We start from the raw sequence: 12,438 nt of genomic DNA, 5'->3' as shown, positions 1-12,438 counted from the left end.
TTTTGTGGTTCCGACGGCGTCGTCAGGCGTCATTCGGCGGCGCGGGCCATGGTCACGGGCTGCTCCGTCAGGCTGTATCTCGTGAAGACGCGGTTCTGCGCGGGCAGCGGCGCGACCTCCATGATGCCCTTGTCGGGCTGCATGATCACCATGGCGACGGTAGCAGAGAGATTGCCGGTGTCGTTGGGGCGGACCGGGCGGCAGACCGAATGCGGCGTCAGGAAATCGTCGAACAGCGCGTTCTTGAGATCGTCGACAGTCAGCTTGTCACCGGCCTCGTCGAGCAGCTTGCGGACGCGCCAGTCGCGATAGAAGCTCTCGGGCACGCGCTGGATGCCGGTATCACGCAGCTTGGACAGCGCCACCGCACCGACCCAGTGATTGGCGTGCACGATCATGCCGTTGCTCGGATAGAGCGGGAAGGCCTCGTCGGGCGCGCATTCGAAATCGATGCCGAAGCCGGCGACTGTCGAGATCATCATGTTGTTCGAGCAGGCTTTTGGCGTGCCGGCGACAGCCTTGATCGCATAGGCGAAATGCTCCTGCTCGAGCACCTTTCGGCGGATCAGGGCAAGCGGAACGCCTGCTTGCGTGAAGTCGCGCTCGGATTCCAGGTAGTTGGCGGTGATCGAGATGCCGGCCGAGTTCATGCCGCAACGGGCAAGCCCACCGGCCTCGACGAAGGTCAGGATGTCAGGACCGTCCTCGCGGCGCACGCGCAGCACGATCGCGGTCTCCGCGCATTCGGACTTCCAGTCCCAGTTCTGGCCGTGGATCAGCTTGCCGCTGGCGCTGCGCTCGGGGAGGATAATCGCGCCGGTGCAGCCATCGTCGAGTTCCTCGTGCTCGCCGACCGGCTGGCTCTTCAGGAATTTCGCCTTGGCAATGACCTCGGTGCGGGCATTGACCATGACGATGTCTTCGAACGCCACCTCCGCCCCATCGGCGATGCCGCGCATCTCCTCGATGTAATGTGCGCCGAACGCCTCGATCTCGCGGGCGAATTCGGCGATCAGCGCGGACTTCGCGGCAGCGTCGAAGCCGAGATCGCCGAGTTGGCCACCGTAAAGCTCGATCGAGCGCTTGACGCGGGACGGCACTGCGGCCCCCTGCTGGCGGCCGCGCTCATAGGGCGAACCGGAGACATCGACGAAGGGGCAGGGTTCGACCATCGGAGGCTTCCACTCAAAATCAGTCTGGCATGACGCCTCCGCATATTGTATTTCATCGATAACTAAAGCGATCAAGGTATTTCATGTCACAGCCGACGCGCCTTCAACACGAGCTGGCGGAACGGATCCTCGGCATGATCCGTGAAGACGACCTCGCGCCGGGCTCACGCCTCAACGAGAGCGGCACAGCCAAGCGCCTGAGCGTCTCGCGCACGCCGGTTCGCGCGGCCTTCGACGTGCTGGCGGAACGCGGCGTGGTCCAGCGGCTGCCGAACAAGGGCGTCGAACTCCTGGCCATCCCCGAGCCGGAGCCCGAGAACGGCACGGTCGACGGCGCGGAAGTCGTGCTGGTGCGGATCGCGCGCGATCGCCAGAACGGCTGCCTCGCGGACGAGATCTCAGAACTGGAAGTGATGCGGCGCTACGAGATCGGCCGGCTCGAGGCCCAGCGCCTGCTGGCGCGGCTGTCCGACCTCGACATGGTGGAACGCAAGCCCGGATATGGCTGGCGCTTCCTGCACGATCCGCATGATCCCACCATCCATGACGAGCGCTACCGCTTCCGCCTGCTGATCGAGCCGATGGGCCTGCTCGAGCCCGGCTTCAGGCTGGAGGAAAGCTGGATCGCCGAGATGAAGACCAGGCACCTGGAGACGCTGTCGCGCCCCTGGCGCGAGGGATCCTCGATCGGCTTCTTCGAGATGAACGCCGCCTTCCATGAAGGCCTGGCCGCCGCCTCGGGCAACCGCTTCATTCATTCCGCTGTGCGGCGCCAGAACGAATTGCGCCGCGTCTCGAATTACGACTGGGTCTTCGGCTGGGAGCGGGTCGAGGTGAACTCCACCGAGCATCTGCGGATCCTCGAATATCTCGCCGCCGGCGAGCGCGAGGTGGCCTCGGCCCTGATGCGCAGCCATCTGCAGCGGGCCAGCCAGTTGCGGCGCGCTCTTTCGGGCGATTGATTGCCCACCCAGCAGCTCCGCGAACGGTCTTTTCGTCGCAAAAATTCGGGCCGCCTGCGAGCCATTCCACTCGCAGACGGCCCCGTCGTCACAACGTCACTTCTTGGCGGGCTTGATGTCCATCGCCAGCGTGTCCTCGTCGATGCGCGGCGCGATCGTGACCTTGTCCTTCTGCATCGCCCAGGCCGAGCCCACCGCGACGATCGGCAGGCGCGGACGATCCTTGGCGACGATCGCATTGGCCTGCGACAGCAGCTCGTTGCGCTTGGGCTCGTCGAGTTCGACCGCGGCGTCCTCGATCAGCTTGTCGAGTGCCTCGTTCTTGTAGCCTAGCACGTTGAAGGGCCCGAGCTTCTTGGCGGGGTCGTTGGAGTGCACCACCGAGGACAGCGTGTAATTGGCCTCGCCGGTGAGCGTGCCCCAGCCCGACATCGAGAGCGAGAACTCGGCGCGGGTCCGGGCCGGGAAGAAGACGGCGCCGGGCATCGCGTTGGCGTTGATCTCGATGCCGATGCGCGCGAGCATCTGCGCGATCGAGGTGCCGACCTGGCGGTCACCCGGCAGGCGGTCGCTGGTGAAGGAGAAGGTCGCCTTGAAGCCGTTGGGATAGCCGGCCTCCTCCATCAGCTTCTTGGCCTTGGCGAGATCGGGCTTGAGCGGCGGCAGGCTCTTGTTGAAGCCGGCGATGGTCGAGGTGACGAGTTGGTTGACCGGAGCGCCGAGGCCCTCCATCGCGATCTCGACGAGCGCGGGACGGTCGATGGCGAGGTCGATCGCCTCACGCACCTTCGGGTCCTGTAGCGGGTTCTTCGGCAGGGCCGAGCCGTCCTTGGCGCTGACCTGCGGGGTCTTGTCCCGCATGTCGAGTTCCATGTTGAAGACATAGACGGTGTCGATGGTCGCGACCGTCAGCTTCGGGTCGCGCTTCAGGGTCGCGACATCGGAGGCCGGCGCGCGCACGATGATGTCGACCTGACCGGCCTTCAGCTGCGCGACGCGGGCGGCGTCGTTGGGCAGTTCCTTGCGGGTGACGCGGGCCCAGGGCTCCTTGGGGCCCCAATAGCCGTCGAAGCGCTCGAGCACCATCTGGTCCTTGGGCGTCCAGGACACGAACTTGTAGGGCCCGGTGCCGATCGCGGCCTTGCCGCCGTTGAACGCTTCGTTGGCATTGTCCTTGGTCAGGCCGGCCGCCGCCTTGTGCGAGACGATGAAGAGCCGGATGAAATCATTGGGCAGGTTCGGGGCCGGGCCGTCGGTGACGATATGGACCGTCAGCGGATCGACGATCTTCACCTGCTGGACGCGACGCACATAGATCGTCGTCGGATTGGGGCCGGCGACCACGGGAATCCGCTCGATCGAGAACTTGACGTCCTCTGCGGTGAAGTCTGAGCCGTCATGGAATTTCACGCCGGGACGCAGCTTGAATTCCCAGACCGTGGGCTCGATCACCTTCCAGCTCAGCGCAAGCCGGGGCTCGATCTGCAGCTTGTCGCCCGACCAGGTCAGCGTGTCGAAGACATGCTTCAGCGCCTCGGCATGCGTGCCGGTCGCGGTGAAATGCGGATCGATCGATTCCGGGCCGGCGCGCACGCCGATCGTCAGGTTCTGCGCGAGCGCGGCGCTTGATACGGAAGCCCCGAGCAGGCCCGCAAGGGCGAGGAGGCGAAGGGACGATGCAATTGCCATATGAGGATTCCTTACCCTGAGTTTGGCCGCGCCCGCGAAGGCCAACGGCATAAAGTGGCTTCATAGTAGACTCGTCGCGACCAGACGTTTCTTCCGTTCTTTTGATCGCGGCGAGGATAGATCTGTCATGGCATGCTATATATTTGGAAAGACGATCGGCTTCCTCCCGCGCTATGACTGCGGATCGAGATCGGAGGGCCAGCTTGGAGAGGCGATGACGAGTTTGTCCATGAGCTCGCAGAGCTGACGCTGCTCGGCTTCCGTCAGCCCCCCGAGCATCGCCGTCTGCTGGCGCACCATCAGGGGCATGGTCTCGTCGAAAATGGCGCGCCCGGCCGGCGTCAGGTGCAGGACAAAGCTGCGCAAGTCGTCGCGATCGGTCTCGCGCTTCAGCAAGCGGCGCTGCAGCAGTTTTTGGATGGCGCGGGAGAGGGTGTTCTTGGGCAGACCCGACGAGGCCACGATGTTCTTGGCAGCCACGCCCTCTTTCAGACCGACGGCATAGAGCGCGACGAATTCCGGCCGAACCAGGCCATAGCGTGTCTCGATCCAGCGATAGACCGGGTCATTGAACCGGAAAGCGACGAAGTTCAGCCGAAAGGACAGCCAGCAGGGGTTGTCCCACAGCTTGGTCACGGTGAGCGGATCGAGAGCATGCAGGGCGGCCTCGCGCTCACTGTCCAGGCGCGACAAGGCAGTCGGAGCGCGGCGCATCATCAGCCTTCTCATTTAGTTCCAAATGGAACTTGACGCTGTTGCGTGCGGGAGTCAAGGATGATGCGGCGGCCCGGTCCCTAGACGATAAGCCTGGCGCAGCAGAGTAGATGCAAGGATTGCGCCGTGCGTGTCGACCAGATGAACTGGATGCAGATCGAGGCCCAGGCCAAGGTCGATGATCGCTGCGTCCTGCCGCTCGGCTGCGTCGAGCAGCACGCCTATCTGAGCCTCGCCACCGACGCGATCCTGGCCGAGAAGGTCGCCAATGATGCGGCCGAGCCCCTTTCCATTCCGGTGTTTCCCGTGCTCGCCTACGGGATGACGCCGAGCTTCGCCGCCTATCCCGGCACGGTCTCGGTGCGGATCAGCACCTATGTCGCCCTGATCGAGGACCTTCTCGAAGGGTTTTATCGCTCGGGCTTCCGTCGCATCGTGCTGGTCAACGGCCATGGCGGCAATTCGCCGGCGATGACCCTGTGCACGGAATGGATGGGACGGCGCACCGATGCCAGCGTGCGGATGCACAATTGGTGGGCAGGGCCACGCTTCCAGACCGCAGTCAAGGCGCTCGACCCCGCCGCCTCACACGCCTCCTGGATGGAGAATTTTCCGTGGACGCGGCTGGCGGGTGTGACGCAGCCCGAAGGGATCAAACCGCCCTTCAACAACCCGCTCTACCAGGCCGCCAATCCGGCCAAACGTCGCGAGATTCTCGGCGACGGCAATTTCCACGGCCGCTACGAGCGCCCCGATGCCGAGATGCTGGAGCTCTGGCGCATCGGCGTCGAGGAGACCCGCGCGGCGCTGGTGGAGGACTGGCCGTGACGCCCTTCTCGTCATTGCGAGCACAGCGAAGCAATCCAGAAGGGCCGTGCGAGACGCTGGATTGCTTCGCTGTGCTCGCAATGACGGTTGAGCGCGCGCCGCACCCATTGGCAACACCATGCTAGGCCACATCGTCGGACGCCTCTTCCAGGCCCTCGTCGTCATGCTGGTCATGTCGGCGCTGGTGTTCGTCGGCGTCTATGCCATCGGCAACCCGATCGACGTGCTGATCGGCCCCGATGTCAGCCAGGACATCCGCCTCCAGACGATCGCGCGCTATGGGCTCGACCGGCCGCTCTGGGAGCAGTACTTCACCTTCCTCGGGCGCATCCTGCACGGCGATTTCGGCCGCTCCTTTGTCTTCGGCATGCCGGTGCTGGAGCTGATCCTGTCGCGCCTGCCCGCTACACTGGAGTTGACGCTCGCCGCCGTGCTGGGCGCCGCGCTGATCGGCATTCCCGCTGGCATCTATGCGGGCTATCGCCCCGACAGCCCCTTCGCGCGCCTGATCATGACGGTCTCGATCCTCGGCTTCTCCGTGCCGACCTTCTGGATCGGCCTCGTGCTGATCCTGGCTTTCGCCGTCGAGCTGCAATGGCTGCCTGCCGGCGGGCGGGGCGACACGGTGGCGATCCTCGGTGTCGAATGGAGCTTCCTGACCCTGAACGGGCTCAGCCACCTGCTGTTGCCGGCCGCCAACCTCGCCTTCTTCAAGCTCGCATTGATGACGCGGCTGGCACGCGCCGGGACGCGCGAGGCGATGCTGTCCGACACCGTGAAGTTCGCCCGCGCGGCCGGCCTCTCGGAATGGACCGTGCTGCGCCGGCATGTCTTGCGCCTGATTGCGATCCCGCTGGTCACCGTGTTCGGGCTGGAATTTGCCTCGACCCTGGCGTTTGCGGTGGTGACCGAGACCATCTTCTCCTGGCCCGGCATCGGCAAGCTGATCATCGATTCGATCCAGTCACTCGATCGGCCGGTGATGGTGGCCTATCTCATGCTCGTCGCCTTCGTCTTCATCGCGATCAATTTTGCTGTCGATCTCGCCTATGTCGCGCTCGATCCCAGGCTGCGGAAGGCGGGCTCGCGATGAGTGCGAAAGAGATCTCCCCGACTGCCCGGTTCTGGAACGAGTTTCGCGAGAGCAAGGTCGCGGTGGCAGCGCTGATCGTTGTCGTGGCGATCGTCGGCGTCGCGGTTTTTGCGCCGTTGTTTGCGCCGCAAGACCCCTATGACCTCGCTAATCTCGTGCTGATGGATGCGCGTCGCCCGCCGGGCTTCGTCGGCTCGGCCGGCTACAGCCATATCCTGGGCACGGACGCGCAGGGGCGCGACCTGTTCTCGGCCATCCTTTACGGCCTGCGCATCTCGCTCCAGATGGGGCTGGTCGCCGGCACGATCGCCTTCGTCGTCGGCGTCTCGCTGGGCATCGGCGCTGCCTATGTCGGCGGACGCTGGGAGGCCTTCATCATGCGGGTGATCGACCTGCAACTCGCCTTCCCCGCGATTCTGCTGGCGCTGGTGCTCTCGGCGCTGCTGGGCCAGGGCAAGGCGCAGCTGATCGCCGCGCTGGCGGCTGCCCAATACGCCTATTTCGCCCGCACCGCCCATGGCGCGGCCGCGGCCGAGCGCGGCAAGGACTACGTCGAGGCCGTGCTCTCGACCCCGCTGCCGGCCTGGCGCGTCGTGCTGCGCCACATCTTTCCGAACTGCCTGCCGCCGCTGATCGTGGTCGCGACGGTCCAGGTCGCCAACGCGATCGCGCTGGAGGCGACGCTGTCATTCCTGGGCGTCGGACTGCCGGTGACGGAGCCGTCGCTCGGCATGCTGATCGCGAACGGCTTCCAGTACATGCTGTCGGGCCGCTACTGGATCTCGATCTATCCCGGCCTGGCCCTGATCGCGCTGATCGTGGCGCTCAACCTCGTGGGCGACCGCATCCGAGACCAGGTCAATCCGAGGCTCAAGCGATGATCGCGCCTCTTCGTCATTGCGAGCGAAGCGAAGCAATCCAGGCCGTGCGCTCGACGCCTTGCTGGATTGCTTCGTCGGCTTCGCCTCCTCGCAATGACGGTACGCTTCGGAGTGGGCGCCCATGACCGACGCCCCCCTCCTCGAGGTCACAGATCTCGCCACTTATTTCCACGCCCGCGCCGGCGTGGTGAAGGCCGTCGACGGCGTCTCGTTCAGCCTGAAGCGCGGCGAGGTCATGGGCCTTGTCGGCGAATCCGGCTCGGGCAAGAGCATCACCGGCTTCTCGATCATCGGGTTGATCGACCAGCCAGGCCGCATCGAATCCGGCTCCGTGAAGCTGGAGGGCCGCGAGCTCGTCGGCCTGCCCCCGGCTGAGCTGCGCAAGATCCGGGGAAAAAGCATCTCGATGGTCTTCCAGGACCCGATGATGACGCTGAACCCGATGCTGACCATCGGCGCGCAGATCACATTGGCGCTGGAGGCCCATGAAAAGGTCTCGCGGGCCGAGGCGCGCCGGCGCGCCATCGCAGCGCTCGCGCAGGTCCGCATTCCCGATCCCGAGAGCAAGGTCGACTTCCATCCCCACCAGTTCTCGGGCGGCATGCGCCAGCGCGTCGCGATCGCGATCGCGCTGCTGCACCGGCCAAAGCTGATCATCTGCGACGAGCCGACGACGGCGCTCGATGTCTCGATCCAGGCCGAGATCCTGGCCGAAATGAAGGAGCTCGTCGCCGAACTCGGCACCGCCCTGATCTGGATCAGCCATGATCTGGCGACCGTCGCCTCGATCGCCGACAAGGTCTGCGTGATGCGCTTCGGCAAAATCGTCGAGGCCGGGCCGATGCTCGACGTGCTGACGAAGCCGCAGCATCCCTACACCCAGGCGCTGCTCGACGCCCTGCCCTCGCGGGCGAAACCCGGCGCGCTGCTGTCGCGTGGCGCGGGCACCGACGCAGCTCCGCCACCGCGCCTGGCGCGCAAGGATGCGGCCCGCAAGCCGAAGTCCGACGCGCCCTATTTCGTGATCGAGGATGTCGGCAAGCGCTTCCAGCAGAAGCCCGGCGTCCTGAAGCTGCTGGCCCTCAAGCTCGGCATCGGCCGGCCGTCATCAATCGTCCAGGCGGTGGATGCGGTGAGCCTGACCCTGACGCGCGGAGAGGCACTCGGGCTCGTGGGCGAATCCGGCAGCGGCAAGTCGACGCTCGGACGGCTGGCCGCTGGCATCTACCCGCCCGATGCCGGCTTCGTGCTGCTCGATGGCGAGCACGTCATGAGCGCGGGCGAGCGGCCCCACAAGATCACGACCCGCGTCCAGACCATCTTCCAGGACCCGTTCGCCTCGCTCAATCCGCGCATGCGCATCGGCGACAGCATCAGCGAGGGACCGGTCGCGCATGGGCTGGTCAGCCGGGCCGAGGCCGGCGAATACGTCCGGCAATGGCTCGCAGCGGTCGGGCTCGATCCCGCCTTCGCCACCCGCTACCCGCACCAGTTCTCGGGCGGACAGCGCCAGCGCGTCGCAATCGCCCGTGCGCTCGCCATGCAGCCCGATGTCGTGATCTGCGACGAGCCGGTCGCCTCGCTCGACGTGTCGATCCAGGCGCAGATCATCAATCTCCTGATACGCTTGCGCTCGGAGCTCGACCTGACGCTTATCTTCATCTCGCACGACCTCTCGGTGGTCCGTCACCTCTGCGACCGGGTCGCGATCATGTATCGCGGCAAGATCGTCGAGAGCGGGCCGGCTGGCGAGGTCTACGACCATCCCCAGCACGACTACACCAGGCGGCTGCTAGCAGCCGTGCCCGTGCTGCCAACGGGGTGACACCGACCCGTAGCGTCATTGCGAGCGGAGCAAGCAATCCAAGGGGACTCAAGCGCTCTGCCGCCTCCGGATTGCTTCGCTACGCTCGCAATGACGAAAAGCAGTAGCAAAGGAGCCTTCCGATGACAGACGCCGTTCTTGAACCCTGGCAGTGGCCGGAGGAGACGTGGCGCGGCAAGGTCGATCGCGTTCGCGCCGGCCAGAACCTCAAGCCGGCCCAGTGGCCCAACGGCGCGCGCTGCGCGGTCGCCCTGTCGTTCGACGTCGACCACGAGACCAATGAACTGCGCGACGGCGGCAAGTCGGTCGGCCGCCTGTCCTGGGGCCAGTACGGCAACCGCGTCGGCATGCCGCGCATCCTGGAGCTGATGAAGAAGGAGGACATCAAGGCGACCTTCTTCGTGCCGGCCGTAACCGCCCTGCTCTATCCCGACGAACAGCGCCGCGTCGTCGCGGAAGGCCACGAGATCGGCCTGCATGGCTGGATCCACGAGGTCAACACCGCCGTGCCGCCAGTCCAGGAGCGCGAACTTCACCTGCGCTCGGCCGACACGCTGGAAAAGATCACCGGCGTCCGTCCGGTGGGCATGCGCACGCCGTCCTGGGACTTTTCCGAAGTCACGCTCGCGATCGAGCGCGAGCTCGGGTTGCTCTACGACAGCTCGCTCTTCGCCGACGACGATCCCTATGAGCTGATCGAGAAGGGCGAGCGCACCGGCATCGTGGAGCTGCCCGTCGAGTGGATCCGCGACGACGCGGTCTACTTCAACATGAACCGCTTCCAGGCGCTGCGGCCCTATACGGCGCCGGAGACCGTGTTCGACATCTTCAAGCGCGAATTCGACGGCGCCTACGAGGATGGCGGGCTGTTCCTGCTGACGATGCACCCGCACATCATCACCTATCGCTCGCGCCTCTGGATCCTCGAGAAGCTGATCGAACACGCCAAGGCCAAGGGCGATGTCTGGTTCGCCAGTCATGCCGAGATCGCGGCCTATGTGAAGCAACAGGCCGGCCTCTAAAGGCCTGCCCGATCGGGCGCGGCAGCGATCCTTCGGGAACCGCGCCCGATTTCAGCCGTTTTCGGTTCACGACGGGTTCAGCGCCACCGGCGCTCGATGGCTCGACCTGAAACCGGAAACGGATCTCATGACACGCACCAAGAACTGGCTCCTGATCGGCACCATGCTGCCTGCCATCACGTTGGCGCAGGGCGGATTTGCCGCTCCGCCAGCACCGGTGGCCGTCCAGATTGCCCAGGCCCCACCTGCCCCCGACGATCAGCCGGGACAGCCCAGGCGCGAACGTCCTCAAGGCGCGCCCCGCGCTCCGGGAGGCCCTGCCGGCCCCGGCGCAGGCCCTGGCGCAGGCCCCGGCGCTCCTGCCGGTCCGCGCGCAGCGCCGGGCCAGCCCGTTGGCCAGCCGCCCGCGATACAGCGCCCCGTTGCTCCCGCGGTTCCCAATGCAGCGCCTCCCGCCGCACCGCGCCCGCCGGCTGCCGCCCCGCCCGCCCCGGCACCCGCCCAGGTCGCGCCAAGGCCGACGCCCGCACCGCCCGCAGGGGCCGAACCTGGCCTGCGGCCAGGCCTGCCACGCACGCCTGGCGCGGAACCGCGCCGTGCGTCGCCGCCCGCGGCTGCCCCAGCCCCGGCCCCAGCCGCGCCGGTTGCTCCCGTAACGCCGGCCGTTCCGGCCGTGCCGCGCGCTGCCCCTCCCGCGCCCCAGGCCGCTCCCGGCCAGCCGCCCGCAACACGCCCGGCCCCGGTTCAACGCCAGCCCGGCGCAGAACCGGCCATGCCGCGTCCCGTGCCGCCGATCTCCGCGCCGGCAGGCCAGCCTCCGGCGGCCCGGCCCACTCCGGCTCCCGGCCAGCCCTCTGCGCTGCCGCCAGCCCCGCCCGCACCGCGTCAACCCGGCGCAGCACCGGCGATGCCGCGTCCGGTGCCGCCGATCACGGCTCCCGGCAGCGATGCCACCGGCGCGCGGCCGCAGCCGCTCCCCGGCCAGCCGCCCGCTCCCCCGCCTCCTCCCGGAGCGGCAGGGGTCGATGGCGCCACCGGCCGGCCTGTCCCGGTGCCCGGGCAGCCCTCGGCGCTGCCGCCACCACCAGCCCCGCAGGCCCAGCCCGGAGTGCAGCCCGGCATGCCGCGCCCCGTTCCGCCCGTCGCGGCGCCTGGCCAGATGGCTCCTGGGCAAATGGCGCCTGGGCAGGCGGCGCCCGGGCAGATGGCTCCAGGCCAGCCCCCGCTCCCCGGCCAGGTTCCCCCGCCCGACCGGCAGGGTCGCCGCGGCGGCATCGGGCTTGGCGGCGCGGCCGCGATCGGTCTTGGCGCCGCCGCGATTGGCGGCATCATGGCGACGCAGGGCGCGGAGCGCTTCGAGGATGTGCGCGGCCGCCGCGAGGAACGGCGAGAGGGTGACGTCACCATCATCCGCGAGCCCGGCCGCACGATCATCCGCGACGACGACCGCACGATCATTCGGCGCGACGAGACGCAACGGTTCCGCGATCTCGGCATCGACCAGCGCGTCGAGCGCGGCAATGGCGAGACGCGCTCGGTGTTCGAGCGTCCCGACGGCACCCGCATCGTCACGATAACCGACGAGGATGGCCGCCTGATCCGGCGGACCCGCCAGATGCGCGGCGGCGAGGAGTTCGTCATCATCGACAACACGCGTCGCGACCGGCCCGAGCGCTTCTCGGACGAGGTCGTGGTGTTGCCGCCCCCGCCGCTGCCGATGCCGCGCGAGCGCTATATCGTCGACGCTGAGCGCGCCGATGAGCGCCTGCTCTACGAGACCATCACAGCGCCGCCGATCGCGGCGATCCCGCGGCGCTATACGCTCGACGAGGTCCGATACTCACCTGACCTGCGTGCGCGCATGCGCAGCGTCGATATCGACACCATCACCTTCGAGAGTGGGTCCTGGGTCGTCGGCAACGGCCAGGCACAGCGGCTGTCGCTGATCGCGGCATCGATCCGGCAGGCGCTGCAGGCCGCGCCCAACGAGGTCTTCCTGATCGAGGGCCACACGGATGCGGTCGGCAGCGACATCGACAACCTGTCGCTGTCGGACCGTCGCGCGCAGGCCGTGGCCGAGATCATGACGCGTGACTTCGGCGTGCCGCCCGAGAACCTGACGACACAGGGCTATGGCGAGCAATACCTCAAGCTGGCGACGCAGGACGCCGCCCGCGAAAACCGCCGCGTCACACTGCGGCGTATCACGCCACTGCTCACCGGCCAGAGCCGCTGAGAACCTTGGGGAGCGG

10 protein-coding genes are annotated in these 12,438 nt (G+C 67.1%); 7 read left to right on the top strand and 3 right to left on the bottom strand.

What is annotated here, in order from left to right; genetic code table 11:
• Positions 1–29 precede the first annotated feature (29 nt).
• Positions 30–1,172, bottom strand: a complete 1,143-nt coding sequence (locus AC1D2L_RS07765; RefSeq protein WP_476845278.1) for a C45 family autoproteolytic acyltransferase/hydolase — start codon at positions 1,170–1,172, stop codon at positions 30–32.
• 83 nt (positions 1,173–1,255) lie between these two features.
• On the opposite strand from AC1D2L_RS07765, the gene AC1D2L_RS07760 reads away from it, so the two are divergent.
• Positions 1,256–2,134 carry a GntR family transcriptional regulator gene (locus tag AC1D2L_RS07760; RefSeq protein WP_476845277.1) on the top strand — a complete coding sequence of 293 codons (879 nt, stop codon included), beginning with the start codon at positions 1,256–1,258 and terminating at the stop codon, positions 2,132–2,134.
• A 96-nt stretch (positions 2,135–2,230) separates the two neighbouring features.
• On the opposite strand, the gene AC1D2L_RS07755 is transcribed toward AC1D2L_RS07760, so the two are convergent.
• Together AC1D2L_RS07755 and AC1D2L_RS07750 are read right to left on the bottom strand one after the other, a co-directional pair.
• On the bottom strand, positions 2,231–3,823 hold the full coding sequence (locus AC1D2L_RS07755) for an ABC transporter substrate-binding protein (protein ID WP_476845276.1): 1,593 nt from the start codon (positions 3,821–3,823) through the stop codon (positions 2,231–2,233).
• A 171-nt stretch (positions 3,824–3,994) separates the two neighbouring features.
• Complete coding sequence (locus tag AC1D2L_RS07750) at positions 3,995–4,540, bottom strand: MarR family winged helix-turn-helix transcriptional regulator (protein ID WP_476845275.1); 546 nt, start codon at positions 4,538–4,540, stop codon at positions 3,995–3,997.
• Between the two features lie 123 nt (positions 4,541–4,663).
• Between AC1D2L_RS07750 and AC1D2L_RS07745 the strand changes: the two genes are divergently transcribed.
• The 6 genes from AC1D2L_RS07745 (at position 4,664) to AC1D2L_RS07720 (ending at position 12,422) form a co-directional block, all read left to right on the top strand.
• A complete protein-coding gene (locus tag AC1D2L_RS07745; RefSeq protein ID WP_476845274.1) occupies positions 4,664–5,365 on the top strand; it encodes a creatininase family protein in 702 nt (233 codons plus the stop codon).
• A gap of 118 nt (positions 5,366–5,483) precedes the next feature.
• Positions 5,484–6,458: an ABC transporter permease gene (locus AC1D2L_RS07740; protein WP_476845273.1), complete on the top strand. Its 975-nt coding sequence runs from the start codon at positions 5,484–5,486 to the stop codon at positions 6,456–6,458.
• Complete coding sequence (locus tag AC1D2L_RS07735) at positions 6,455–7,339, top strand: ABC transporter permease (RefSeq protein ID WP_476845272.1); 885 nt, start codon at positions 6,455–6,457, stop codon at positions 7,337–7,339. The genes AC1D2L_RS07740 and AC1D2L_RS07735 overlap by 4 nt, the downstream gene beginning before the upstream one ends.
• Before the next feature lie 121 nt (positions 7,340–7,460).
• Positions 7,461–9,164 carry a dipeptide ABC transporter ATP-binding protein gene (locus AC1D2L_RS07730; RefSeq protein ID WP_476845271.1) on the top strand — a complete coding sequence of 568 codons (1,704 nt, stop codon included), beginning with the start codon at positions 7,461–7,463 and terminating at the stop codon, positions 9,162–9,164.
• A 122-nt stretch (positions 9,165–9,286) separates the two neighbouring features.
• Positions 9,287–10,186 (top strand): polysaccharide deacetylase family protein, encoded by a 900-nt coding sequence (locus AC1D2L_RS07725; protein WP_476845270.1) that lies wholly within the window; start codon positions 9,287–9,289, stop codon positions 10,184–10,186.
• 772 nt (positions 10,187–10,958) lie between these two features.
• On the top strand, positions 10,959–12,422 hold the full coding sequence (locus AC1D2L_RS07720) for an OmpA family protein (protein ID WP_476845269.1): 1,464 nt from the start codon (positions 10,959–10,961) through the stop codon (positions 12,420–12,422).
• Positions 12,423–12,438 lie beyond the last annotated feature (16 nt).

Source organism: Allobosea sp. P1_B10, from assembly GCF_056406735.1.
This window is presented reverse-complemented; position numbering and strand designations above follow the sequence as displayed.

Excerpts from the sequence above, each read along its gene's own strand:
- AC1D2L_RS07765 (WP_476845278.1), bottom strand. The coding sequence starts at position 1,172 with ATGGTCGAACCCTGCCCCTTCGTCGATGTCTCCGGTTCGCCCTATGAG.
- AC1D2L_RS07750 (WP_476845275.1), bottom strand. The coding sequence starts at position 4,540 with ATGATGCGCCGCGCTCCGACTGCCTTGTCGCGCCTGGACAGTGAGCGC.
- AC1D2L_RS07760 (WP_476845277.1), top strand. The coding sequence starts at position 1,256 with ATGTCACAGCCGACGCGCCTTCAACACGAGCTGGCGGAACGGATCCTC.
- AC1D2L_RS07735 (WP_476845272.1), top strand. The coding sequence starts at position 6,455 with ATGAGTGCGAAAGAGATCTCCCCGACTGCCCGGTTCTGGAACGAGTTT.
- AC1D2L_RS07730 (WP_476845271.1), top strand. The coding sequence starts at position 7,461 with ATGACCGACGCCCCCCTCCTCGAGGTCACAGATCTCGCCACTTATTTC.
- AC1D2L_RS07740 (WP_476845273.1), top strand. The coding sequence starts at position 5,484 with ATGCTAGGCCACATCGTCGGACGCCTCTTCCAGGCCCTCGTCGTCATG.
- AC1D2L_RS07720 (WP_476845269.1), top strand. The coding sequence starts at position 10,959 with ATGCCGCGTCCCGTGCCGCCGATCTCCGCGCCGGCAGGCCAGCCTCCG.
- AC1D2L_RS07755 (WP_476845276.1), bottom strand. The coding sequence starts at position 3,823 with ATGGCAATTGCATCGTCCCTTCGCCTCCTCGCCCTTGCGGGCCTGCTC.
- AC1D2L_RS07725 (WP_476845270.1), top strand. The coding sequence starts at position 9,287 with ATGACAGACGCCGTTCTTGAACCCTGGCAGTGGCCGGAGGAGACGTGG.